This window comes from Phreatobacter aquaticus, assembly GCF_005160265.1.
Taxonomy (GTDB): Bacteria; Pseudomonadota; Alphaproteobacteria; order Rhizobiales; family Phreatobacteraceae; genus Phreatobacter; species Phreatobacter aquaticus.
Genome location: NZ_CP039865.1, coordinates 3,688,191 through 3,711,224, shown reverse-complemented (window position 1 = coordinate 3,711,224; position 23,034 = coordinate 3,688,191). Strand labels below are relative to the sequence as shown.

23 protein-coding genes are annotated in these 23,034 nt (G+C 64.9%); 3 read left to right on the top strand and 20 right to left on the bottom strand.

What is annotated here, in order from left to right; translation table 11 throughout:
* Positions 1 to 28: 28 nt before the first annotated feature.
* The 4 genes from E8L99_RS17615 to E8L99_RS17600 form a co-directional block, all read right to left on the bottom strand.
* Positions 29 to 1,282, bottom strand: coding sequence for a tyrosine-type recombinase/integrase (locus E8L99_RS17615; RefSeq protein WP_137100774.1), 1,254 nt, complete (start codon positions 1,280 to 1,282; stop codon positions 29 to 31).
* 439 nt (positions 1,283 to 1,721) lie between these two features.
* Positions 1,722 to 2,375: an SOS response-associated peptidase gene (locus E8L99_RS17610; protein WP_137100773.1), complete on the bottom strand. Its 654-nt coding sequence runs from the start codon at positions 2,373 to 2,375 to the stop codon at positions 1,722 to 1,724.
* Between the two features lie 104 nt (positions 2,376 to 2,479).
* Positions 2,480 to 3,118: a hypothetical protein gene (locus E8L99_RS17605; protein WP_137100772.1), complete on the bottom strand. Its 639-nt coding sequence runs from the start codon at positions 3,116 to 3,118 to the stop codon at positions 2,480 to 2,482.
* A gap of 24 nt (positions 3,119 to 3,142) precedes the next feature.
* On the bottom strand, positions 3,143 to 4,018 hold the full coding sequence (locus E8L99_RS17600; RefSeq protein WP_137100771.1) for an alpha/beta hydrolase: 876 nt from the start codon (positions 4,016 to 4,018) through the stop codon (positions 3,143 to 3,145).
* A gap of 164 nt (positions 4,019 to 4,182) precedes the next feature.
* On the opposite strand from E8L99_RS17600, the gene E8L99_RS17595 reads away from it, so the two are divergent.
* Entirely contained in the window at positions 4,183 to 4,851 is a 669-nt protein-coding gene (locus E8L99_RS17595; RefSeq protein ID WP_137100770.1) for a FadR/GntR family transcriptional regulator, read from the top strand.
* Positions 4,852 to 4,855: 4 nt separating this feature from the next.
* On the opposite strand, the gene E8L99_RS17590 is transcribed toward E8L99_RS17595, so the two are convergent.
* The 16 genes from E8L99_RS17590 to E8L99_RS17515 all read right to left on the bottom strand — a co-directional run bounded on the left by E8L99_RS17590 (position 4,856) and on the right by E8L99_RS17515 (position 20,830).
* Positions 4,856 to 5,716, bottom strand: coding sequence for an ABC transporter permease (locus E8L99_RS17590; RefSeq protein WP_137100769.1), 861 nt, complete (start codon positions 5,714 to 5,716; stop codon positions 4,856 to 4,858).
* 8 nt (positions 5,717 to 5,724) lie between these two features.
* Positions 5,725 to 6,669: an ABC transporter permease gene (locus tag E8L99_RS17585; RefSeq protein ID WP_137100768.1), complete on the bottom strand. Its 945-nt coding sequence runs from the start codon at positions 6,667 to 6,669 to the stop codon at positions 5,725 to 5,727.
* A gap of 75 nt (positions 6,670 to 6,744) precedes the next feature.
* Positions 6,745 to 8,340, bottom strand: a complete 1,596-nt coding sequence (locus E8L99_RS17580) for an ABC transporter substrate-binding protein (RefSeq protein ID WP_137100767.1) — start codon at positions 8,338 to 8,340, stop codon at positions 6,745 to 6,747.
* Between the two features lie 82 nt (positions 8,341 to 8,422).
* A complete protein-coding gene (locus E8L99_RS17575) occupies positions 8,423 to 8,881 on the bottom strand; it encodes a RidA family protein (protein ID WP_137100766.1) in 459 nt (152 codons plus the stop codon).
* A complete protein-coding gene (locus E8L99_RS17570) occupies positions 8,874 to 9,854 on the bottom strand; it encodes an NAD-dependent epimerase/dehydratase family protein (protein WP_137100765.1) in 981 nt (326 codons plus the stop codon). Before E8L99_RS17570 ends, E8L99_RS17575 begins: the two co-directional genes overlap by 8 nt.
* A gap of 9 nt (positions 9,855 to 9,863) precedes the next feature.
* The gene (locus E8L99_RS17565; protein ID WP_137100764.1) at positions 9,864 to 10,997 is read right to left on the bottom strand and encodes a mandelate racemase/muconate lactonizing enzyme family protein; all 1,134 of its coding nucleotides are present in this window, start codon (positions 10,995 to 10,997) and stop codon (positions 9,864 to 9,866) included.
* A gap of 240 nt (positions 10,998 to 11,237) precedes the next feature.
* Positions 11,238 to 13,127 carry an ABC transporter ATP-binding protein gene (locus tag E8L99_RS17560; RefSeq protein ID WP_137100763.1) on the bottom strand — a complete coding sequence of 630 codons (1,890 nt, stop codon included), beginning with the start codon at positions 13,125 to 13,127 and terminating at the stop codon, positions 11,238 to 11,240.
* A 245-nt stretch (positions 13,128 to 13,372) separates the two neighbouring features.
* Positions 13,373 to 14,566, bottom strand: a complete 1,194-nt coding sequence (locus E8L99_RS17555; protein ID WP_137102172.1) for a M20/M25/M40 family metallo-hydrolase — start codon at positions 14,564 to 14,566, stop codon at positions 13,373 to 13,375.
* A gap of 92 nt (positions 14,567 to 14,658) precedes the next feature.
* Positions 14,659 to 15,429, bottom strand: a complete 771-nt coding sequence (soxA, locus tag E8L99_RS17550; RefSeq protein ID WP_137100762.1) for a sulfur oxidation c-type cytochrome SoxA — start codon at positions 15,427 to 15,429, stop codon at positions 14,659 to 14,661.
* Complete coding sequence (gene soxZ / locus E8L99_RS17545) at positions 15,429 to 15,746, bottom strand: thiosulfate oxidation carrier complex protein SoxZ (protein WP_137100761.1); 318 nt, start codon at positions 15,744 to 15,746, stop codon at positions 15,429 to 15,431. The genes soxA and soxZ overlap by 1 nt, the downstream gene beginning before the upstream one ends.
* 2 nt (positions 15,747 to 15,748) lie before the next feature.
* The gene (locus tag E8L99_RS17540; protein WP_137100760.1) at positions 15,749 to 16,216 is read right to left on the bottom strand and encodes a SoxY-related AACIE arm protein; all 468 of its coding nucleotides are present in this window, start codon (positions 16,214 to 16,216) and stop codon (positions 15,749 to 15,751) included.
* A 3-nt stretch (positions 16,217 to 16,219) separates the two neighbouring features.
* Positions 16,220 to 16,633: a sulfur oxidation c-type cytochrome SoxX gene (soxX, locus tag E8L99_RS17535; RefSeq protein WP_137100759.1), complete on the bottom strand. Its 414-nt coding sequence runs from the start codon at positions 16,631 to 16,633 to the stop codon at positions 16,220 to 16,222.
* Complete coding sequence (locus E8L99_RS17530) at positions 16,626 to 17,852, bottom strand: NAD(P)/FAD-dependent oxidoreductase (protein WP_137102171.1); 1,227 nt, start codon at positions 17,850 to 17,852, stop codon at positions 16,626 to 16,628. Before E8L99_RS17530 ends, soxX begins: the two co-directional genes overlap by 8 nt.
* Before the next feature lie 29 nt (positions 17,853 to 17,881).
* Entirely contained in the window at positions 17,882 to 18,187 is a 306-nt protein-coding gene (locus tag E8L99_RS17525) for a c-type cytochrome (protein WP_210421772.1), read from the bottom strand.
* 1 nt (position 18,188) lies between these two features.
* On the bottom strand, positions 18,189 to 20,351 hold the full coding sequence (locus E8L99_RS17520; RefSeq protein ID WP_137100758.1) for a xanthine dehydrogenase family protein molybdopterin-binding subunit: 2,163 nt from the start codon (positions 20,349 to 20,351) through the stop codon (positions 18,189 to 18,191).
* Positions 20,352 to 20,377: 26 nt separating this feature from the next.
* Positions 20,378 to 20,830: a (2Fe-2S)-binding protein gene (locus E8L99_RS17515; RefSeq protein WP_137100757.1), complete on the bottom strand. Its 453-nt coding sequence runs from the start codon at positions 20,828 to 20,830 to the stop codon at positions 20,378 to 20,380.
* A 300-nt stretch (positions 20,831 to 21,130) separates the two neighbouring features.
* Here E8L99_RS17515 and E8L99_RS17510 point away from each other — a divergent pair, with 300 nt between their 5' ends.
* Positions 21,131 to 21,589 carry a hypothetical protein gene (locus E8L99_RS17510; RefSeq protein ID WP_137100756.1) on the top strand — a complete coding sequence of 153 codons (459 nt, stop codon included), beginning with the start codon at positions 21,131 to 21,133 and terminating at the stop codon, positions 21,587 to 21,589.
* Positions 21,590 to 21,691: 102 nt separating this feature from the next.
* Complete coding sequence (gene rimO / locus E8L99_RS17505) at positions 21,692 to 23,002, top strand: 30S ribosomal protein S12 methylthiotransferase RimO (RefSeq protein WP_137100755.1); 1,311 nt, start codon at positions 21,692 to 21,694, stop codon at positions 23,000 to 23,002.
* The last annotated feature ends 32 nt before the right edge of the window (positions 23,003 to 23,034 follow it).

The following is a 23,034-nucleotide window of genomic DNA, read 5'->3' as shown; positions in this document are numbered from 1 at the left end:
CCAATCGAGCACCATGACGCGCCGGGCCTCACGCCGCCACGATGAACCCGTGTTCGTCCGTCACCATGCCCGCCGGTTCCTGCCCAAACGCAGACATCACGTGCGCCGCCCAATCGGCCATAATCGGCCTGCGCACCTCTAGAATGTCCGACCGGGCATATGCGCGCGACACCTTGTTTCCGACCTCGTGCGAAAGACAGCGCTCGGCGACCTCATAGGGGATGCCGTTGTCCTGTGCCCACATGCGGAACGAAGTGCGGAAGCCGTGCGGCACATACCCGCCGTCATCGAGCGAGTGCAGCAGCTTCGACAGCGTCATGTCGGACAGCGGCCGGCCGTGCTTCCTGCCGTGGAATACATAGTCATCGGGCTCGCCGGGCTCGCCGAGGATCGCCAGCGCTGCCGGTGACAACGGAACCTTGTGCGGCTTCTTGGCCTTCATGCGCTCCGCCGGGACGCTCCACACTGCCGCCTCGGGATCAATCTCACCCCACGTCGCGAGTCGGACTTCGCCAGATCGCGCCCCGGTGAGCACCACAAGGGCCAGCGCCTGCGCGCCGGTCCCCTTGACCTGCGCTAGCCTGACCATGAACGCCGGGACGTCCCCATATGGCATGGCCTCCATATGTCCGCGGGAGAGCTTGAGCCGTGGACCGAGCCTCAGCTTCATTGCGGCATCCCACCGCGCCGGATTGCCCCCGTCATAGGCGTCATGGGCAGCCGCATAGTCGAAGACCGCAGCGATACGGCCAAGCGTTCGTTGGATCGTCTCTGGCGTGGTCAACCAGCGGGGCTTGATGACCTCGACCACGTCGCCGCGTGTGATCGAAGCCAGCGGCTTGGGGAACAGATCGCCCGCATAGGTCCGAAGCGTCATCTTCCATTGGTCATGGTGCTTCCGGTTTCGAAGCTCATCAGCCATCGCGGCAATCTTGAGTTCCGCCCAATGGCCGAACGTGTCCGGGCCTTGTTCCGGTGACGTGGTAGGTGATGCTGCTCTAGGAGCCGGGGCCAAGAGCAAGCCGGGATCGCGGCCGGCTGCAAGCTCGGCGCGAAGCTCGGAAGCCTTGGCGCGCGCGTCGGCCAAGGTCATGTCAGCGAGCAAGCCGAGGGACAGGCGCACCCGCTTCGCCTCACCGCGCGCGCCCCTCTTGAACACGAATTGCCATGACTTATGGCCCGTCCCGGTGACCTGCAGGACCAGCCCGCCGCCATCCGCATGCTCCCCCTTCCCGGCCGACGCGACCTTGCGCGCCGAGAGCTTCGCCATGCCTTTTTCCATCGTGTCATTCCCAAGCCGCAGGGCCACCACAGGGCCACGGGCTCGAAATTGCACGGAACAGGCTGAAACACAACGGCCGTTATCCGGTCTCAATTTCGCGCCGGGTCGAGCCAAATAAGCGTCTTTTCAATGGCTTATCGCAACACTCTGAAACAGGGGGAGACAGGCGAAATCTACACTACTAGTCCCACCTCCTCCGCCATACCCCTCTGGAATCGCGTCTCTTTTTGCGAGCAAGGGACGTCTTCCCCGTCTAGCTCCCTATTGCGCGTTGATCGCGGCTGGCCGAGCATTGGGTAACGGATTGCAACAGGCTGACCTTCAGTGCCACTGACGTCCGATTCCGTCAGCTGAGATTCAAAATGGTGCGGTGCGCGGCGCGGTGCTGTCGCGATAGTCGCTTGCTGCGCAGCCGGCGAGACTGGCCGCGAGCATCACTTCAGGCATGGGTAGCGTCCTTCTTCGTGCCCTTGGCGACGATCTTGAGTGCACCGTCGGGCAAGGGACGCTGCAGATCCCTGGCGATCTCCCAGGGCGCATTCATCCAGATTTCGAACTCATCCGGCTCGGTGAGAATGGCCGGCATGGCCTTGGTGTGGATGGCGCCGACCTCGGCATTGGGCGTGGTGGTGAGGAAGGCGTAGAGGTCGGTGGTGACCGGGCCTTCCTTGACCTTGCGGGTGCTGGTCCAACCGGCTGTCCAGATGCCAGCGAAGCATGCGAGCGGCCTGCTTTCGTCGAGCGCGAACCAAACGTCTCCCCCGGCTTCGCGATTGAACTCCGAGAACGACGTGAACGGAACCAGGCACCTATTCTCGGGCTTCAGCCAGCGCCGCCAGTGCGGCGAGGTCGTGTTGCGCACATTGGTCACGCCCGGATCGGTCTTCTTGCCCTCGAGCGCGAAGGCCGGCGACGGCATCCCCCAACGCGCCATGGCCAATTCCCGCTCGCCGCCGACCTGGCGCACGATCGGCGCCGGATAGTCGGGGAAGATGCCCGGCATGGGCGGGAGGTTGCCGGTGCGATCGTTCATCGCCCGAGCCAAAGCGATGATGGCCTGCTGGCCCTTGGTGAGGCTGTAGAGGTTGCACATGGCTTTGCGGTCCGCCGCCAATCGAGATCGGTTGGGAGAGAACTCTCCGATGTATCGAATCGAGCTTACTCAACGCGAATTCAACTCGGCTCAGGTTCCTGCCCTCACGCAAGCATGCGCTCTCCGAAGACCCGCGGCACCACGCCCCGCGGTCGCGCGGCATCGGCCGGCGTTGTCGCCACGAACGAACTCTTGCCATCCTCAAGTTCGGCCGGCAGCAGCATGATGCGGATGAAGATATTGGTCTTGTCGCTGATGTTGGAGCCGACAACGGCCTCGCGGCCCGTTTCGAACCAGGCCTGGCCCGGCTGGATCAGGTCGACATGGTCGCCGACCTCGGCCAGCAGCAAGCCGGCGGACAGGCGCCGGATGCCCGGTCCGCGGTGGTGATGGGAGGGCGTCACCATTCCAGCCGGCTGGTCGATGCGGTCGGCCCGAAGCAGCATGGCCCCCTCCCCGATCGAAATCGTGCGCGACAGAACCGGTGTCAGGTCTTCATGGGTGCGCAAGCCGGGGGCGCCGGGGCGAACCTCGTAGAGCCAGGTGCGCTCGCCCGCATGGATCATCTCGCCGCCGACCGGGAAGTGCCCGCTCTCGGTCGGGAGCGTCACCATGCCGGAGGCGGAAGCGGCCATGGCCTCTCCCTTCTCGACATAGAGGAAATGGTGGGCGTCGCCAGGCACCGTGTAGATCGCGCCGGGTTTGATGTCATAGACGGACAGGCGCCAGGATTGGGTGGTCATCGGCTCTCCAATAGAAATGTTGCATTACGCAGTGGCGTGGCGGAGGACCGCGTTGAGGATGGGGCTTGAGGGTTCCATGAACTCGCCGAGAATATCGAAATGACCCCAGCGCGGCAGAACGTGCACTTCGGGGTTCACTCCGCTGCGATGCAGATGATGGCCATAACGGTAGGACTGGTCGATCCATTGCCAGGGTTCGAGGCCGCCGACGAAGATCGACGTCGGACAGGCGACGGTGACCTTGCGGCGCTCGACATCCCGTCTCGCCGCGATCTCCTCGGTCAGGCGGACATCGGCATTCACGGTCGTCCCGATGACCGGGCGCGGGTCGAAGATGCCGCTGATCGGCACGGCGCCCCTGATGAACCACGGGCTGATACCGGCGCCTGCCCAGTCATGCGCCATCGCCTCCGCGACCAGATGCGCACCCGCTGAATGGCCCGACAGTGTGATCCGGCTGGGATCGCCGCCGAAGCTCGCGGCGTTCCGATGCACCCAGGCGACCGCCGCGATGGCCGAGTTGGCAACGCCATCCAGCGTGGATGCCGGACAGAGCTCGTAATTCGCAATAACCGTCGTGATGCCTTGTGCCACCAGGGGCCTCGCGATGAAGGCGAAGTTCTGCTTGTCCTGCGCGCGCCAGTAGCCGCCGTGGAAGAAGATGTGGACGGGGCGTGGCCCGGCTGCCCCGCCGGTCGCCGGATAGACATCGACCCTGTGCAGCGGATGGTCGCCATAGGCCAGGTCGGTCTGGCGCTCGAGCGCCTTGAGCGCCGCCTCATTGATTGCCGCGCGGCCCGCCTGGGCGTCCTTGAAATTGGGGAAAGCCGCCTGCGGATTGTACTGGAATTCGTGCTCTTCAGGCGTCAGGCCGGACCAGAGCGGACCATCATTCCCCATGGCGCGTTGCGCTTTCTTCAATCGACACGATCACCAACCAATATCATCGCAATCGCGCCCAATAGGCAGCCATTTTGCATGACAGCAGAGCGCGCGATCCGCCTTTTGAACATTCGAAGCGGATCGTGTATCGAGCTTTTTGACCCTTGGGACCAAACCAGACCATGTTCGAGCCATTGCGCCCGCAGGGCGGACCGGAAGAGGTCAGCACGCGCGCCAAATCCGATTCCGATGGCCAGGCGATCTATCAAAGCCTCTCCGGGTCGATCGCCGGGGGGCATCTGCGCTCGGGCGCGCGCCTGCCGACGGAACGGGCTTTGGCCAGCCGCTTCGGGGCTGCGCGCAACACGGTTCGGCGCACGATGAACCGGCTTGCCGCGGAGGGTCTGATCATCCGCCATGTCGGGCGCGGAACCTTCGTCGCGCCGGACGTGAAGCCCCAGGAGACGGCAACCGACGAGCCGCAGTTCAGCCTCGGCGAACTGCTGGAGGCGCGCCTGATGTTCGAGCCCATGCTGGCCGAGCTGGTGGCCGAGCGCGCCAGCGACGAGACACTCGCCGGGCTCCCCTCCTATCTGGAGGCGTTGCGGCGCGCGACCAGCTGGATCGAGTTCAAGGAGGCCAAATACGCGCTGCATCTGGCGATCGTGCGCGCTTCCGGCAACAGCTTCCTGGTCGCCATGTTCGAAACCATCATCGCCGCTCGGCGCGAGGCGGCCGCCAAGGACAACGAGGCGATCGTCGACGCTTTGGTCCGTCGGGACACCGAGGTGGCCCGCGAACTCATCCGCACCTACCTTCTGCGGACCTTGATGTCGGTCGGCGGCAGCTGATCGCCTAGCGGCGGTCGAACCGCCGCTGGACGCCACGGCTGACCAGCATCAAGGCCAGCGCCGTGATCAGGATGGCGAAGCCGGGAAAGGCCGACATCCACGGCGCGAACAGGATGTAGTCCTTGCCCTGCTGCAGGATGGAGCCCCAGTCGGGCGTCGGCGGCTGGACGCCAAGCCCGAGAAAGCCGAGCGCCGACTGGATCTGCAGGACGAGCGGAAACAGCACAACGCATTGCATCATGATGAGCGGCAGCACGTTGCGCGTCACATGATTGACTAGGATTCGCGGCTCCGACAGACCGCCGCTGCGGGCAGCCTCCACATAGGACCGGCTTGCCTCCGAAATGGCGCCGGAGCGGGCGATGCGGAAGAAGGCCGGGACATAGACGACGGTCAGCGCGAAGGCGAGATTGGCGGTCTTGGGCCCCAGGATACCGGTGACCATCACGCCGAGGATGATCGGTGGAAAGCTCAGCACCACGTCGATCAGCCGCCCGAGCAGCATGTCCAGCCGGCCGCCGACGAAGCCCGACAGAATGCCGAGCGCGCCGCCGATGAAAGCAGCCGCAGCCAGCGCACCGGCGCAGATCAGCAGCGTGATGCGCGCGCCGTGGACGATGCGGGCGAACACGTCGCGGCCGACATCATCGGTGCCGAAGATGTTGAGTGCCGAGGGGGCCTCGAGCGACCGCGCGATGTCGATTGCGAGCGGCGACTGGCTGGAAAACAGTCCTGGAAAGATCACCACGACAGCGATGAATGCCGAGATGACCAGCCCGACCGCCAGGTCAGGTTCGTGGCGCGCCTTGCGGAGCATCACGGAGAGAAAGCCCGGCCTTGGCGCCTGTTGATCAAGAGAGGTCATTGGCCCGCCTAGCCCAGCCGCACGCGTGGATCGATGACGCGATAGAACAGGTCGACCGCCAGATTGACCGCCATGGCGAGCACCACAACGATCAGCAGCGCCCCCTGCAGCACCGGATAGTCGCGGGTCTCGATGGCCGACAGCATGAGGCGGCCGAGCCCCGGCAATGAGAACAGGCTCTCGATGATCACCGCGCCGCCGAGGATCTGGATGAGGATCAGGCCCATGAAGGTGACAAGCGGGATCGCCACATTGCGCAGGACGTGGGTAAAGAATACCGAGCGGCGCGGCACGCCCTTGGCGACGGCCGTGCGGACATAGTCCTCGGAGAAGGCCGCGACGACGCTCTGGCGCACGAACTGGCTATAGGCGGCGGCCTGAAGGACCGCGAGGCTGAGGATCGGAAGCGCCATGATGGAGGCGTTCTCGACCAGCGACTCCGTTGGCGGCACGTAGAGAAGTGGCGGCGACCAGCCGGATATCGCGGACAGGCCCACCAGCATCATCAGCCCGATCCAGAACACGGGTGCCGCCAGCCCGAACAGGCTGAACGACTGGACGATCCGGTCGATCGTGCGTCCCTCGTACATGGCGGCGACCACACCGAGCGGCACGCCGACAAGTGTTGCGAGCACCAGCGTGGCGGCCGAGAGTTGAAGCGTCACGCCAAGCGCCGATCCGATCATGCCAGCGACCGGCTGGCCGCGCGTCCAGCTGGTTCCAAGGTCACCGCTCACCACCCGCGTGAGCCAACCCAGATATTGCCGCCAGACGGGCTGATCGAGACCGAAGAATTCGCGCAGCGCTGCGGCCGCTACGGGGTCGCTGGTCTGGCCGAGCATCTGCCCCACGACGTCGCCGGGCACGCTGCGCATCATCATGAACACGACGATCGAGGCGAGGATCGCGGTGAGGACCGAAGCGGCGAGCCTTTTGATCAGATAGACGGCCATCGCCTCATGTCACGCTGGTTGGGGGACAAGGCCCGCGGCACCATGGGCGCCACGGGCTTGGGTCGGCAAGCTCGCTCAGGTCGCGATCCAGGTCTTGGCGAGACCGTAGAACCAGCCGGTCGCGTGCTGGTCGTAATTGCGGACCTTGTCGGCGCGAACCGTCACATGATCCGCGCTGAACATCATCACCGTCGGGACGCTCTCGGCCATGATCTGCTGGAAGCGGGCATAGATGGCCCTGCGCTTGGCAAGGTCGCTCTCAGTCCGGCCTTCGTCCAGGAGCTTGCTCGCCTCGGCATTCTTCCAGTTGCGGAAATCGGCGCCTTCCGGCGCACTGCGGAAATGCCGGTAGAACAGCAGGCTCGGATCGGGAACGGTCGCCCAGTCGTTGAAGGTGAAGCCCATCTGCTTCGACTGGAAATTCTTGATCCAGACGCCGATCTCGACGCGCTGGATGGCCAAGCGGATGCCGACCTTGGCGAGTTGCTCCTTCAGCGTGACGGAGGCCGCGTCCATCCAGTCGTAACCGATGATCGAGGTCAGCGTCAGATCGAAGCCGTTGGGGTGGCCGGCCTCGGTGAGCAGCTTCTTGGACGCCGCAAGATCAACTTTCTGGTTCGGCAGCTTGTCGAGCGGCACGCCCCAGGCGTCCTGCATGCTGGCCACCATGGTCCCGATGACCACGCCAAAGCCACCGACGGACGCGCGCATCAGTTCGTCCTTGTCGATGGCGAGCGCGATGGCACGGCGCACGCGCTCGTCGTCGAGCGGCTTCAGCTCGGAGCCGAGATCGAGCGCCTTCTGGTTGAATGACGGCTTCCGCTCGACCACCAGGCCCCGGACATTCTCGACCTGCCGGATGTCCTGCGGGCGCGTCAGGGGCGCGATGTCGATGCGGCCATTGCGCAGGCCGACGAGCAGGCTTGCACCATTCGGCACGATGACGAAGTTGATCCGGTCGAGATAGGGCACGCCCGGCTCCCAGTAATCGGGATTGCGCACCAGCGTCACATTGCTGTTCGCCTTGAACTCGGCGAGCTTGAACGGGCCGGTGCCGACCGTCACCTGGTTCATCTTCGCCTTGGCATCCGCTGCGTCGAAATAACCCGCCGGAACCACGCCGCCATATTTGTTGCCCATGGTCATGGGGAGCGCGGCATTGGGGGCCGACAACGTGATCTTGATCGTATGGTCGTCGGTCGGCTCGATCGTTTTGATCAGGCCGAAATCGCCGGCGCCGGGCGAACCATTCTTGGAATCGCGGATGTAATTGTAGCTGTAGGCGACGTCCTTGGCGGTCATCGGCTGACCGGTGTGGAACTTGACGCCCTTGCGGATGCGCATTGTGTAGGTGAGCTTGTCGGCCGAGAGATCGAAGCCCTCGGCGAGCAGCGGCAGGGGCTGGCCGGTCGGGCTCTCATAGAACAGGCCCTGATAGATCAGCACGGTGATGCGAATGCGGGCTTCCGCGCCCTGATGGAAGGGATCGAGACCCGGCGGCTCCAGCAGCAGGCCCATATTGAGCGTGCCGCCTGACTTGGCCCCGGTCACATTGGGACCGTAGAGGTCTTCGGCGTGTGCCGGCCCAACGAGCGCAGCGGCCGCAGCCATGCCGCCGAGCGCCAGCACGGTACGGCGATCGAGGAGATCGAAGATGGTCGGCTTGGTCATGGTGGTCTCTTCTCCAAAGGGCCGTGATCCCGTCGTCATCGCCGCCCAAGCCCAGGGCGCCGACGCGCATTGCAGGCACTGACTATTCGCGATAGGCGACCGTCATCTCGATCTCGACGGCCGCGTTGCGTGGAAGCTCGGCAACGCCGATGGCGGATCGCGCATGGCGCCCGGCCTCGCCGAAAATGTCGCCAAGCAGGTTCGACGCAGCGTCGAGAACCTTCGGCTGGTCGTTGAAGCCTGACGCGGACGCGACGAAGCCACCCACTTTCAGGATCCGCTCGATCCGGTCGAGCGAGCCAAGCGCCTGCTTGAGACATGCAAGGCCCTGAAGAATGCAGATGCGCGCTTCACCCTGGGCGGTTTCGAGCGACACCTCGGCGCCGACCTTGCCACGCACCTGGATGTCGCCGCCGATCTTGGGCAATTGGCCAGAGACATGGGCGAGGCCGCGATGGAGCGTCACCGGAACATAGTTGAACGCGGGTACGGCGGCGTCAGGCAGGATGAGACCAAGTTCGGCAAGGCGCTTTTCAAACATGGGCCGTCTCGGCCTCCGGGGTGAGCAGCGATGCGACGAGGCTGTCGAGATCGTGCGTGGCGGTGAAGCCGGTCGCTTGACTGAAACGGCGGCCATCGATCGGTGGAAAGGTCTGTGCGGCGGGGACCAGATCGCGGGTGATACGAGCGTCGGGACGTAACCGCGAGACGGCGGCGACGATGTCGCTCATCGCGGCGGTAAAACCGGCGAGATTGTAGATGGGATCAAGCTTTCGGGGGTGCTGGGCGGCAATCAGCAGCGCCCTGGCGACATCGCCGACTTCCATCAGGTCCATGGCGTCGTCGTGGAAGGCGATATGCGCCGCCCTGCCCTCGCGGATAGTGGCGAACAGGCCGGCAATCGTGCTGGCGACGCCCTGGTACCAAAGGCCTGGCCCCAGCACCAAAGGCAGCCTCAGGCCGACCACGTGGAGGCCATGCCGGCGGTGATGATAGGCGGCGACCGTCTCAGCCAGTTCCTTGGTGAGCCCGTAATTGGTTACTGGCCCTGTTGCATCTGCCTCGTTGACCGTGCGGCCACCATAGGCGGAGGCCGGGCCATAGACGACGGTCGAGCTGGTCCAGACCACGCGTCTGACATGGGCTCGCCGTGCGGCATCGAGCAATTTGGCGAAGCCTGCGACATTGACGGCCAGCGAGGCCTGCAGATCCGCCTCGCCGGTGCGCATCAGGCCGAGCTTCCCGGCACCATGGGCAATGCAGGAGATGACCAGGGGCGGTCGGGTCGTGGCGAAGACTTGGTCCAGCGCGTCGTCGTCCTCAACCGATCCCGTGATGTCGTCGAAATGCCCCGTGATGTCGGCAAGCAGGTCGTCCGCCATGGGCGGGCCAAACACGACAGGCCTTGCGCCGGCCGAGACCAATGCGCGAACGACGTGGGAACCGACGAAGCCTCGACCGCCCGCGACAAGCACGGTGTGGCCTGCGAGGTCGTCGGAGCCCGCTGCTGTCATGGCGTCTGGCTACCGGATGACATGGTGTTCCACTGCGTCCCAATCGATCTCGATCCCGAGACCTGGCGCGTCGGAGACCGCGATGCGGCCGCCCTCTGCCTTCGGCGGATTGCGCAGGATGCCGTCACGCAGCGGATTGGTGCCGAGGTCATATTCGACCAGCGTCGGGCGCGGAATGTTGTGGGAATGCGGCGAGACCGGCAGCGATGCGACGAAATGGATCGCCGCCGCAAGGCCAATGCCACTACCCCAGACATGGGGCGACAGGCGCAAATGCTCCTGCGCTGCGAGTTGGGCGATCTGCCGGCCCTGCCAGAAGCCGCCGCACAGCGAGAGATCCGGCTGGACGACATCCACGGAGCGTCGGTCGACGAGGCGCTTGAAGTCGAACACGCTGTAGAGCGCTTCGCCGGTTGCGATCGGTACCGGGCTCCAGCGCTGCAACAATTCATAGCCGGAAAAATCCTGCGGGCTGAGCGGCTCCTCGATCCAGCCGAGACCGTGAGGCGCCATGCGCGTGATGCTCTCGCGGGCAAGATCCAGGGTGTAGTTTGAATTGATGTCGACCATGATCTCGACATCGGGGCCGAGAATGCGTCGCGCGATGCCGACGCGCTCCTCGTCATTGGCCGGCGACACGCCGATCTTGATCTTCACCGCCTTGTGGCCGCCCCTGGCCATCAGCTCGATCTGAGGCTCGAAGTCGCGGGTGCTGTTCTCGGTCAGATAGCCGCCCGAGGCATAGATGTGCACGTGGTCCGACTGCTTGCCACCGATCAGCCGGTGAACCGGCTGGCGGAGCATCTTGCCGGCAGCGTCCTTGGCGGCCATGTCGATGCCGGAGATGCACCAGGTCATCGGCCCCTGGACGCCGAAATGGTAATGCCGGGCGAACATCTGGGCGAAGGCGTGCTCGACATCCAGCACGTTGACGCCGATCAGGTAGCCCTTGAGCAGCGGTAGCATGGCCAGATTGACCAGCGGCATGCCCCAGCATTCGCCGTTGCCTTCGGTGCCGTCCTCCAGAACCAGCCGAACCAGAGTGGTCGCGCGCGCCGTCGCCAGCGACTTCGCCATCCCATAGGCCTTGCCCTCGGGCAATGGCGCCTGAATGGCAACGAAGGACAGGTCTCGAATTTTCATCGGTCATTCCAGCGCGACATGGACTGATCAATGCCGGATCAATCTGACCCAATAGTGAGCCAATCCATTTTTCAGGACAAGCATGCCCTAGGGACAGGCACGGCACGGCAGGGGTGCCATGCAACCGGTGGTCAAGCGTCCACCCTGATACGGTCGCGCATTGACCGCAGTTGCGCAACTGCTGGCACCAGCGTGAGGTTGCAGGCCCTGAGGGTTCTGCCGTGGGCGGTGCGTCGCCGATCAGGAGGCCGGACGGGCCTCCCATTCCTCGCCCCAGATCTGGACCACGTGACCGGGCGAGACTTCGCGATATTGGCGCGCCGGCGGCACGTAGTCGGGCGCACGGACCGGGCTCTTGATCTCGTCGTTGGTGACTTCGCGCTTCTCGTGGCGGCGGGCCGGATCCGGGATCGGCACCGCCGATATGAGCCGCTTGGTATAGGGGTGTGTCGGATTGGCGAAGACCGAGGCGCGCGGGCCGATCTCGACGATTTCGCCCAGATACATGACGGCCACACGGTGGCTGACGCGTTCGACAACAGCAATATCGTGAGAGATGAACAGATAGGCGAGGCCCATGCGCGCCTGCAGGTCGAGCATCAGGTTGATGACCTGCGCCTTGACCGACACATCGAGCGCAGAGACCGATTCATCGGCGACGATCAGCTTCGGCTCGAGCGCCAGGGCGCGCGCGATGCAGATGCGCTGGCGCTGGCCGCCGGAGAATTCGTGCGGGAAGCGCGACGCCATGTCCGGCAGCAAACCGACCTGGGTGAGCAGGTCGGCCACCCGCTCGCTCGCCTTGGAGCTCGAGACCAGGCCATGGGCCAGAAGCGGCTCGGCAATGGCTGCTCCCACTGACATGCGCGGGTTGAGGCTGGCAAAGGGGTCCTGGAAGATGATCTGCATGCGCTTGCGCATGTCGCGCAGCTCGCGCTTGCCAAGCTTGGAGAGATCCTCGCCATCGACCACGACCGTGCCGGAATTGGGCTCGATCAGCCGGAGGATGGAACGGCCGGTGGTCGACTTGCCGCAACCGGATTCGCCGACCAGCGCCAGCGTTTCGCCGGCATGCAGGCTAAACGAGACATTCTCAACGGCATGCACCCTCCCCGACACCTTGCCGAACAGACCAGAGGTGATGTCGAAGCGTGTGGTGAGGTTGGCGACCTCCAGGATCGGCCGCTCGGCCGCCTTTACCGTGTCCGGGGTCTCAACCGGGACGTTAGACTCACCCGTCGTCTTGTCGACGATCGGGAAGCGCATGGGACGGTCATGCCCGCCCATCGAACCGAGCTTCGGCACGGCCGAGAGCAGTGCCATCGTGTAGGGATTGGCGGGGGCTGCGAAAATATCCTCGGTCTGGCCTGCCTCGACAGCCTGGCCGTTGTACATGACCACCGTGCGATCGGCGATTTCGGCGACCACGCCCATGTCGTGAGTGATGAAGAGGACGGACATGTCCTCCTCCTCCTGCAACTGCTTGATAAGCTGCAGGATCTGCGCCTGGATGGTGACATCGAGGGCAGTGGTCGGCTCGTCGGCGATCAGGAGCTTCGGCTTGCAGGCGAGCGCCATGGCGATCATCACGCGCTGGCGCATGCCGCCGGAAAAGCGGTGGGGATATTCGTGGAAGCGCGACTTTGCCGCGGGAATGCGCACCTTCTCCAGAAGACGGACGGTCTCGGCCTCGGCCTCTGACCGCGACATGCCGCGATGCCAGATCAGCGCTTCCGAAATCTGGAAGCCGATCGTCAGAACCGGGTTCAGCGACGTCATCGGCTCCTGGAAAATCATCGCGACGTCGTTGCCGCGCACCGCCTGCATCTGCTTTTCCGGCAGGGTCAGAAGGTTCGTGCCGCCGAGCTTGATGACGCCCTCGATCCGGCCGTTTGACTGAGGAATGAGCCGCATGATGGAGAGCGCGGTGACGCTCTTGCCGGAGCCGGATTCGCCGACGATCGCGACCGTTTCCTTCGGTGCCACGTCGAACGAGACATTGCGCACAACCTGCCGCCACTCACCCTCGCGCATGAACGAGGTGGTCAGATTCTGTACGGACAGAACGGGCGATGCCTGGGTGACTGCCGCGCCGCTCACCTGGTCACTTATCCGCTGTGCGTTCGCCATGATGTCCTGAAATCCTCGGAAATGCTGCGTGGGCGCGGGGCGCCACACGATGTTGCGAACCTATGGGGCACGGACCGGCTTCGGCAAGAGCGCCGGACCGCATCCCCCTCATTCGCTCGGCGAACAAGGCACAAAACGGACCAAGTCCGGCTTTGCGCAGCCGGCCAGAGGCAGGGGGCTTGACCCGATCAAGATCCGATCGGCCACCAGCCTGCTCCGCGAATGCCGGCTTGTCCGGCTTACGTCTAGCGCAGAGTGGCCAGTGCGATGGCGACCCGGCACGCGTCCTGGAACGCGGCGATATCCACCCACTCGTCGACAGTATGCGGTTCATTCTGGCCCGCGCCGAAGGTGATGGTGGGGATGCCATGCAGGGTCAGGTAGTTGGCGTCGAGCCCGCCATTGGCGAGACGCGGATTTCCGGTGAGGCCGAGGCTCGCCACCGCGGCTGTGCCGTGGGCAACCACGGGCAGCGTCCGGTCGAGCGAGAAGGCATGGTATTTCCGGTGACGGGTGAAGGTGATCGTGCCGGTCTTGCCCTCGCTGTTGGTCACCGTCTTCACCGCCTTCTGGAAGGCCGCCTCGTAAGCATTGGTGATCTCGTCGACGAAGCTCATGTCGTGGCTGCGGCTCTCGCCTTCGACAAAGGCATAGTCGGTGACGACGTTTGTCGCGTCGCCCGCGGCCCGTCCGCCACGGCCCGCGACCGTGCCGACATTGCTCGTACCGGCCTTGTCGCCCTTCACCACCTTGCCGAACCAGCCGCCGGCGCGCGCGTCAGCGAGAGCCAGCGCTGCGATCATGGTGGAGGAGATGCCCCGCTCCGGTGCGACGCCGGCATGGGACGCGCGGCCGAAGATCTCGACCTCCCAGCTGTCGGCACCGACAGCGCCCGTGACGATGTCGGACGGCTTGCTGCCGTCGAAATTGAAACCCATTGCCACCGGCCCCACCATGTCGAGGTCGATATGGCGCGCGCCCCACAATCCGCTTTCCTCGCGGACGCAGAAGACCAGAACGAGCGGTGGGTGGTCGAGATTGTGCCGAGCAAGCTCGGCGGCCATGGTGACCAGCACGGCGCAGCCGGTCCGGTTGTCGCCTCCAAGCGCTGTGTCGCCGCCGCTGACGATCCGGGATCCGTCGATCCGCGGCTTGGCACCGGCGCAGAGCGGCACGGTGTCGAGATGGGTCATGAACAGCAAGGGCGGGCTGTTGGCGAGTGCACCGCGCCCCGGCAGCTTGACGATCAGATTGCCGGTTTCGGTCGGCACGGGGATGCGGGTATTGGCATCGTCATAGGCAATCACGGCGGCGGGAACGCCAACCTCGACAAGCGCGCGGGCGACGTCCTCGCCGATCGCCTTTTCCTGGCCGGTGACACCTTCCACGCGGAGAAAGCGCATCAGACGATCGAGGGCGGCTTGGGAATCGTGGGCAATCATTGTCATGGGTCTCCGCGGGTGGTTCGAACGCCATTGTGCTCATCCCGGAGCTGGCGAGGAGTGCCGCCAAGGCAGAGGCGCCCTGCTGATCAGGGCCGCACAGCCGGCGTCTCCACCGTCAGACCGCGGCCGCGGCTCGCGAGATAGAGTTCGAGATCGATGGCCTCGGCAGACCCGGCCGCGAACGGCTCCGCCCGCATCCCGACCATGCAGTTGCGCAGGCGGCGTGCCAGCGATCCCATGGACTGCCATTCCAGGCGGTAGATCGGATAGCCGTTGGCGTGGCCCTGGGGAATGGTCGAGCCGCCGAGCCGGCGTCCCCAATTGTCGTCGTGGCACTGGCTGCAGGAGAAGTTGAGCTGACCCATGCGCGCGCGGAACAAGCGCTCACCATTGGCCGTGAATGCGGCGAGGCGCGCATCGTCCGGTGGCGCCACGGCTTTGCCGCGTGACTGGCGGCCGACGAAGGCGGCCAACGCCAGCGCATCGCCCGCTTCAGATGCCAGCGCCGGAGCGCCCTGCCGCTCGGTGCGGCACTGGTTGATGCGGCCCGCGAGATCGATTGGCCGGCCGCGCGCCTCGTCGAAGGCAGGGTAGCGGGCCGAGACACCGCGCATCGACGTCCCGTCGGCGCCGTGGCAATCCGCGCAAGCCTTGCCGCTGGTGCCGGCCGGCCGGCGCCACAAGCCTTCGCCCTGCCTGACGGCGAGCATGCCGGGATTGGCGGTATCGTCGCGCTGCATGGCCTGCGTCTCGGGCTGCATCTGGTCGAAGCCGGACAGCCGTTGATCCAGCGGGATTTCGCCCGCGCTGGCCACACTCGCCCAGCCGATCAGGAGTGCAGCCAGGATCGCCCGCATCAGGTGACGGTCAGCACGGCGATCTCGCGCCAGGTCTCGCCCTTCTCGTCGGTCCATTCGAAGACCAGCGTGCCGGTCTGCGTTGCCCGGGTAGAGAACACGATGAACGGGTTCGAGGCGATGGCCTGGGTGAGCTCGAGGCGGAAGACCTCCTCGCCGTCGTAGCGGCAGACGAACTGGCGGATGATGTCGCGCGCCATGGGTTTGCCCTCGTCGTCGCGGCCATAACCCGTTACCATGGGATGCGACATCAACGTCTTGATCTCGATGATCTCGCCGGGTCTTGCCGTCTTCGGCACATTGAGCAAGGCGGCCATGGTCACCCCTCCAGACAGGCGGCAAGGGTGACAACCACTTCGGCGCTGTCGGAAAAGAAGCGCCCGTCACTCATCCGCGCGACTGCCGTGACGATTTGGGAATCGGCCAGCCTGATACGGGTCTGGAAGCCCGCCCTGCCCGCCCGAGGCCCGAATGTGGCGGTTGCGACATGAGGCTGGGGGTTCTTCTCGTTGAACACGGCAATGGCTGTGACGTGATCCGCAAGCGTCATGGGGCTCTCGACCGTGACCGCCAGCGGCACGGCATTGCCGTTCTCGGTCAGGGGCGGAATGTCCAGCTTGACGCGCCCGGCGATGACGGGAGCCCCACCGGTGAAGGCGCGGATCGCGTCGGCCATTTCGGCCGGTGTGGCGCCGACCGGACGCAGGGCGGTCAGGACGAGCAGACCCGCTGCCGCGCCGAGCACGGTTCGACGATCGATCGGGCGCGCATCAGGCGGGGGACCCATGGCTCACTCCTTCAGGTTCGCGAGAAAGGCGACAATATCCTCGATGTCCTGCGGCGACAGCAGGGGCTGCCCCTGGAACTGCCGCGCAACCCGCTCCAGGCCATCGGCCCGCCCATAGGCTGGCATGATCGTGTCCAGGTTGAGACGGGTGGAATCGACGAGGCGCAGGCGCAATTCGTCGACGCTCCAGCGGCTGCCGGCACCGTCCAGCGGCGGGGCCAGATTGCCCATGAACCGCTCTTCCGGAAAGGGCCCGGTGTGGCACAAGAGGCAGAAGCTCTTGCGCCGGTCGCCAACGAGCGCGCGTCCGCGTACGGCATCACCGGTCAGGCCAGCTGGCGCCGCCAGCCGTGCATCGGCGAACGTGGGGTCGGTCAGCGAGACCAGCACAATCCAGAGCGCGATCAACCTAGCCATAGACGTCGCTCGTGATGGTCGAGAACCAGCTCTCCGCATAGCGGGCTTCCAGAGCCCGCTGCCCTGCCGGCGCGCCGAGCGGACTGGTACCACCGGCGCCTTCGACATCGGCGAGCAGGCCATTGGCCGGACGATAGACACCCGCAACCGAAATTCCGTACTCGGGTGCCACAAGGCTGTAGCAGGTATTGATCAGCTTCACCGGCGGCGGAGCCTCACCGCGCACCAGTGCGGCCACGGCCAGAGCGCAGGCCTTGGCCTGGGCATGGGCCGAAAAGGCCGATTTCGGCATGGCGCCCATGATGCCGGCATCGCCGATGACATGGATGCCCGGCTGGCGACGCGATTCAAATGTCACCGGGTCCACCGGACACCAGCCCGAGCGATCGGCCGCGCCGGCGGCCTCGGCAATGCGCCCTGCCCGCTGCGGTGGAATGACATTCACCACCGAGCCCTTGTGCCGACCGAAATCGGTGACCAGTGTCCGATCTCCAGCCTCGACCGATGTCACCGCGCCGCCCTTGGACTGCCCGATCCACTCGATCTGGTTGGGGTAGAGCGTGCTCCAGGCCTCCATGAAGAGGCGTTGCTTCGAAAACGTATCCTTGGCGTCCAGAACGATGAGCTTTGAGCGCGGCTTGCGGGTCTTCAGGTACCAGGCGATCAGGCTGGCGCGCTCATAAGGGCCCGGTGGGCATCGATAGGGATTGGCAGGCACCGACATGAGCACCGTGTCGCCATCGTCCATTGCCGCGAGCTGGCGCGCCAGCAGCGCCGTCTGCGCACCCGCCTTCCAGGCATGCGGAAGGGTTTCGGCGGCCTGTTCCGAATAGCCGGGCAGCCCCGCGAAATGAAGATCAATGCCCGGCGACAGGATCAGTCGGTCGTAGCTGAGTGTCTGGCCTGCCGCGAGCGTCACCCTTCGGGCCGAGGGATCACAGGCCGTCGCCGTGTCGATGGCAACAGTGATGCCGGCCTTCCGGAGCGCGTCATAGCCGAAGCGCTGCTGCTCGAGACTGCGCATTCCGACCAGCACGGCATTGCTGAAGGGACAGGCCAGGAAGGTCGGGTCGCGTTCGACCAGTGTCACGGCCATGCCTGCAAGGCCGAGTGCGCGGGCGACTGTCGCGCCGCCAAATCCACCGCCGATTACAACGATGCTTGGTCGTGCCTGGGCACGTGCCGCCCAGGGGGCAGCGAGGCTGGCCGCTGCCAACATGGCGGCGCGCCGGGTGAGTCTTGAGCGGCTCACGGCAGCTTACCCAGTGCGAACCAGTCAGCGATGGCGCGCACCTCCTGGTCCGAAAAGCCCTTGGATATGCGGTCCATGACGGTTGCCGGCCGCGCGCCTGTTCGAAAAGCCAGCATCGAGGCGGTGATCGCCTCGGATGACATGCCGGCGAGAGGGGGGATGGCGCCGCCGGCCGATGGCGGGTGGCAGCCGCTGCAGGCGACCGCACCCGGAGGGATGGACTGGGCGCCTCCCGGCGACATCCCGGCAAGCCATGCCGCAGCCCCGAGGACCGCGACATGCAGGAGCCATTGGCCCGCCATGTCAGGCGAGCTGATGGTTCTTCAACGGGATCGAGCGGATGCGCTTGCCGGTCGCCGCGAAGATGGCGTTGAGCACCGCCGGTGCAGCGACCGCAATGGTCGGTTCGCCAACACCGCCCCAGAACCCGCCCGACGGCACCAGCACAGTCTCGACCTTCGGCATCTCGTCCATGCGCATGACGTTGTAGGTGTCGAAGTTCTCCTGCTCCATGCGGCCCCCCTTCACGGTGAACTCGCCATAGAGCAGCGCCGACAGCCCGTAGACGAACGAGCCCTCGATCTGGGCCTCGACCTGCTGCGGATTGACGACGTAGCCAGGGTCAGTGGAAGCGACGATCCGGTGGATCTTCAGCCGTCCACCGGTCACCGACACCTCTGCGCAGGCCGCAATGTAGCTGCCGAAGGCATGGAGATGGGCAAGGCCGCGGAAGACCCCAGCTGGCGCCGGTGTTCCCCAGCCGGCCTTTTCGGCAACCGCATTGAGAACCGCGAGGTTCTTCGGATTGCCCGACATGATCTCACGGCGGAATGCGAGCGGATCCTTGCCGGCCTCCTTGGCGAGCTCATCCATGAAGCACTCGACATAGATGGCGTTCTGGTTGGCGTTGACGCCGCGCCAGAATCCTGGCGGCACATGCGGGTTGCGCATGGCATGGTCGATCAGCAGGTTCGGGATCGTATAGCCGAACGAAGCTTCCGGCCCGCCCGGATTGAGGCCCTGGAACACCACGCGATCGACAGCACCACCCGGCAAGGCGCCACCGGGGGCAAGGCCGGCCAGGATCGACTGGCCGGAAATGCGCATGTGCAGACCGACAAGCTTGCCGCTGGCGTCGAGCCCTCCGACCATCTTCGCCTGGGTGATGGGATGGTAGCGGCCGTGGAGCATGTCCTCTTCGCGCGACCAGAGCAGCTTGATCGGAACACCCGGCATCTGCTTGGCGATCATCACGGCCTGGCGGACGAAATCATGGGTGGCGCCGCGCCGGCCGAAGCCGCCGCCAAGATTGATCTTGTAGACGTCGCATTTGGCGACCGGCAGTCCGGCCGCGGCTGCGGTGGCGGCAAGCGCCGCCTCACCGTTCTGCGTCGGGCACCAGACCTCGCACTTGTCGGCCGTGAACAGCGCCGTGGCGTTCATCGGCTCCATGGTCGCATGGTTCTGGAATGGATAGTTGTAGGTTGCCTCGACAACCTTGGCGGCGCCCGCAATGGCCTTCTTGGCGTCGCCTGCCTCGTTGCCGACGACGGCCTGGGCCGCAGTGAGGCCCTCCTTCAGCATCGCGTCGATGGAGGCCGAGGTCACATTGGCGTTCGGCCCCTCGTCCCAGACAATGGGAAGGGCGTCCAAGGCGGTCTTTGCCCGCCACCAGGTGTCGGCGATCACGGCGACGCCGGTCTCTTCCACCTGCACGACCTTCTTCACGCCGGGCATTGAGGCCACCTTGGCGGCATCAAAGCTCTTCACCTTGCCGCCGAAGACCGGGCAATCCTTGATAGCGGCATTCAGCATGCCTGGCAGATTGAGATCCGCGCCATAGACCTGCCGGCCATTGACCTTGTCGGCCGTGTCGAGGCGTTTCACCGACTGGCCGGCGATCGTCCAGGTCTTGGGATCCTTGAGCGGAATGTCGGCTGGTGGTGTGATCTTGGCAGCGGCCTCGGCGACCTGACCATAGCTGACCGAACGGCCTGAGCCTGCATGGGTGATGCGGCTCTTGGCGGCCCGGCATTCGGAAGCTGGCACGCCCCAGCCTTGAGCTGCAGCGGCCACCAGCATGATGCGTGCGGCAGCGCCGCCCTTGCGGACGTAATCGTGGCTTTCGCGGATGCCGCGGCTGCCGCCGGTCGAGAAATTGCCCCAGACGCGGTTGCGGGCGACGTTCTGACCCGGAGTCGGATATTCTGTCGTGACCTTGGACCAGTCGCATTCGAGTTCTTCGGCGACCAGCTGGGCGAGGCCTGTGAGGGTACCCTGCCCCATCTCGGAGCGCGCGATGCGGATGACGACGGTGTCATCCGGCTTGATGACGACCCAGGCGTTCACCTCGGGCGGAAGCCCCTGGGCCTCGGCGAAAGGAATGTGGAAACCGAGCGAAAAGCCGGTCCCGGCAGCGGCAGCGCCGACCAGGAACGAGCGGCGCGAGACATCGAGCGCAGTCATTGAGAGCCTCCTCAGATCCTGTCGGTTCAACCGTTATTGGCGGCCATGTGGATGGCGGCGCGCACCCGATTATAGGTGCCGCAGCGGCAGATATTGGTCATTTCGGCGTCGATATCCGCGTCAGTCGGCTTCGGATTGGTTGCCAGCAGGGCCGCTGCGGCCATGATCATCCCCGATTGGCAATAGCCGCACTGGGGAACGTCGAGCGCCACCCAGGCCTTTTGCAGGGCGTGGGTCGAATCCGCCGACAGGCCCTCGATCGTGGTGATCTTTTGGGTTTCAGTCACGGCGCTCACCGGCATCGAGCAGGAGCGCACCGGCTGCCCGTCGATATGCACCGTGCAGGCTCCACAAGCCGCAACGCCGCAACCATATTTGGTTCCTGTGAGACCAACCTGCTCGCGGATGACCCACAGCAGCGGCGTATCGTCCTCGACGGTGATGTCGTGGATCTTCCCGTTGATCGAGAGCTTCGGCATGGCGTTCCCCTGGGATCGTCTTGCGGTGCTTGGCGAAGTGGCAGGGCTTGCCAGTTCGCTTGCGGCAACCTTGACATTGACGGCTGCGACCGGAGCGCCGCCCCGGTTCATCAGAAACCTTCTTGGGTCGAAGTCTGGTCTGCGGGTGCCGGTGCGTCAATCGATTGCAGGCTCAACCAATCGTGACCGGCTATATCCCGTGAAACATAGCCAAGGACGGGTGCTGACGGTGCCGTCGTCAGGGTTCCCTCGCCAACAGGGCTCCTGCTATATGAGTTGATCTATCCCCCGCGGAACCCGATGGCACGCCTGTCGAAGCCCCCCTTTATCTGTCTCGTCGCCGCGCTCTGCCTGTGCCCGACGCTGGCATGGGCGCAGTGGGACATTCAGCATGTCCCGGCCACCCCGCAATCGTCTGCAAGCCTCGAAATCTCCTATCGCAGTTCCGGCGAGCGCCTGAGCATCGTCTGCAGCCACGGCATCGGTCTCGTGTCGTTTTCGCCGGGTTACCGGATGCTGCCGAGCACCTTGCTGGTCGAGGGGATCTACCGGGTGGACGCGGAGCCGCCGCGGCCGCTGCGTTGGCGCATCTCCGGCAACCTCGCGCTTGTAGCAGCCCCCGATACGCAGCGCCTGCTGAGTGACCTCACGGGCGCAACCAAGGTTTTCTTCTCCTTTGCCGGTGTCGAACAGACCTACGACCTCACACCTCTGCGTCAGCGCTCAGAACTCATTCATGAGGCCTGCAACATCGAGTAGCGGGTCACTGACCCGCGTTTGCCTTGTGCATGGAGCTGCTTTCGCCTATGTGCCGCGCTCCGCAGGCAGCCTTGGGCTGCCGCCGCCCCGAAAGCTGCCGCGATGACTGCCGCCCCTAAGATTTCCTTCGTTTCGCTCGGGTGCCCGAAGGCGCTTGTTGACAGCGAACGCATCATCACCCGGCTGCGTGCCGAAGGCTATGACCTGTCGCGCACGCATCAGGGCGCCGACCTGGTACTGGTCAACACCTGCGGTTTCCTCGACAGTGCGAAGGCTGAGAGCCTGGCGGCGATCGGCGATGCACTGAAGGACAATGGCCGGGTCATCGTCACCGGCTGTATGGGCGCCGAGCCGGAGCAGATTCGCGCGGTTCACCCCTCCGTGCTCGCGATCAGCGGACCGCAGCAATATGAAAGCGTGCTTGCGGCTGTCCATGAAGCCGTACCGCCGCAGCACAAGCCGTTCCTCGATCTGGTGCCGCCGCAGGGGATCAAGCTGACGCCGCGCCACTACGCCTATCTGAAGATTTCCGAAGGCTGCAACAATCGCTGCACGTTCTGCATCATTCCGAAGCTGCGCGGCGATCTCGTGTCACGCCCGCTGGGCGAGGTGATGGTCGAGGCGGAGAAGCTGGTCGCCGCCGGCGTCAAAGAAATCATGGTGATCAGCCAGGATACATCCGCCTATGGCGTCGATGTGAAATATGCCGAAAGCCGCTGGCGCGACCGGAACTGGCGGACGAAGTTCCTGGACCTCGCCCAGGCCCTCGGCGAGCTCGGCGTCTGGGTGCGGATGCAATATGTCTATCCCTACCCGCATGTCGACGAGGTCATCCCGTTGATGGCCGCGGGCAAGATCCTCCCCTATATCGACATTCCCTTCCAGCATGCCCATCCCGACGTGCTCAGGCGCATGAAACGTCCGGCGCATCAGGAAAAGACCGCTGAGCGTATCCGTCGCTGGCGCGACATGTGCCCCGACCTGACGATCCGCTCCACATTCATCACAGGCTTTCCCGGCGAGACCGAAGAGGAGTTCCAGTTCCTGCTCGACTGGCTCGACGAGGTCGGCCTCGATCGCGTTGGCTGCTTCAAATACGAGCCGGTTGCTGGCGCGACCTCGAACGACCTGCCAGATCACGTGGCGCCCGAGGTCATGGACCGCCGGTGGCACCGCTTCATGAAGAAGCAGGCCGAAATTTCGGCCAAACGCCTGAAGCGCAAGGTGGGTACCCGCCAGCAGGTGATGGTCGACGAGCTCGGGACAACCGTCGTCAAGGCTCGCTCCAAGGGCGATGCGCCGGAGATCGACGGTGCCGTCTACATCCACACCAAGCGCAAGCTTCAGCTTGGCGAATTCGTGACTGTCAAAATCGACCGGGCGACGGAATACGATCTCCACGCCAGCCTGTGATGCATTGCAGCAACAGGTAAAAGCGTGGTGCT

Bases quoted from the DNA above. Each gene is read 5' to 3' on its own strand.
- E8L99_RS17510 (WP_137100756.1), top strand. From the start codon at position 21,131: ATGGCACGCCTGTCGAAGCCCCCCTTTATCTGTCTCGTCGCCGCGCTC.
- E8L99_RS17580 (WP_137100767.1), bottom strand. From the start codon at position 8,340: ATGACCAAGCCGACCATCTTCGATCTCCTCGATCGCCGTACCGTGCTG.
- E8L99_RS17530 (WP_137102171.1), bottom strand. From the start codon at position 17,852: ATGTTGGCAGCGGCCAGCCTCGCTGCCCCCTGGGCGGCACGTGCCCAG.
- E8L99_RS17610 (WP_137100773.1), bottom strand. From the start codon at position 2,375: ATGTGCAACCTCTACAGCCTCACCAAGGGCCAGCAGGCCATCATCGCT.
- E8L99_RS17605 (WP_137100772.1), bottom strand. From the start codon at position 3,118: ATGACCACCCAATCCTGGCGCCTGTCCGTCTATGACATCAAACCCGGC.
- E8L99_RS17585 (WP_137100768.1), bottom strand. From the start codon at position 6,669: ATGGCCGTCTATCTGATCAAAAGGCTCGCCGCTTCGGTCCTCACCGCG.
- E8L99_RS17590 (WP_137100769.1), bottom strand. From the start codon at position 5,716: ATGACCTCTCTTGATCAACAGGCGCCAAGGCCGGGCTTTCTCTCCGTG.
- soxZ (WP_137100761.1), bottom strand. From the start codon at position 15,746: ATGGCCGCCTTGCTCAATGTGCCGAAGACGGCAAGACCCGGCGAGATC.
- E8L99_RS17600 (WP_137100771.1), bottom strand. From the start codon at position 4,018: ATGGGGAATGATGGTCCGCTCTGGTCCGGCCTGACGCCTGAAGAGCAC.
- E8L99_RS17595 (WP_137100770.1), top strand. From the start codon at position 4,183: ATGTTCGAGCCATTGCGCCCGCAGGGCGGACCGGAAGAGGTCAGCACG.
- E8L99_RS17570 (WP_137100765.1), bottom strand. From the start codon at position 9,854: ATGACAGCAGCGGGCTCCGACGACCTCGCAGGCCACACCGTGCTTGTC.
- soxA (WP_137100762.1), bottom strand. From the start codon at position 15,429: ATGCGGGCGATCCTGGCTGCACTCCTGATCGGCTGGGCGAGTGTGGCC.
- E8L99_RS17525 (WP_210421772.1), bottom strand. From the start codon at position 18,187: ATGGCGGGCCAATGGCTCCTGCATGTCGCGGTCCTCGGGGCTGCGGCA.
- E8L99_RS17565 (WP_137100764.1), bottom strand. From the start codon at position 10,997: ATGAAAATTCGAGACCTGTCCTTCGTTGCCATTCAGGCGCCATTGCCC.
- E8L99_RS17575 (WP_137100766.1), bottom strand. From the start codon at position 8,881: ATGTTTGAAAAGCGCCTTGCCGAACTTGGTCTCATCCTGCCTGACGCC.
- E8L99_RS17560 (WP_137100763.1), bottom strand. From the start codon at position 13,127: ATGGCGAACGCACAGCGGATAAGTGACCAGGTGAGCGGCGCGGCAGTC.
- soxX (WP_137100759.1), bottom strand. From the start codon at position 16,633: ATGGCTAGGTTGATCGCGCTCTGGATTGTGCTGGTCTCGCTGACCGAC.
- rimO (WP_137100755.1), top strand. From the start codon at position 21,692: ATGACTGCCGCCCCTAAGATTTCCTTCGTTTCGCTCGGGTGCCCGAAG.
- E8L99_RS17615 (WP_137100774.1), bottom strand. From the start codon at position 1,282: ATGGAAAAAGGCATGGCGAAGCTCTCGGCGCGCAAGGTCGCGTCGGCC.
- E8L99_RS17540 (WP_137100760.1), bottom strand. From the start codon at position 16,216: ATGGGTCCCCCGCCTGATGCGCGCCCGATCGATCGTCGAACCGTGCTC.
- E8L99_RS17515 (WP_137100757.1), bottom strand. From the start codon at position 20,830: ATGCCGAAGCTCTCGATCAACGGGAAGATCCACGACATCACCGTCGAG.
- E8L99_RS17520 (WP_137100758.1), bottom strand. From the start codon at position 20,351: ATGACTGCGCTCGATGTCTCGCGCCGCTCGTTCCTGGTCGGCGCTGCC.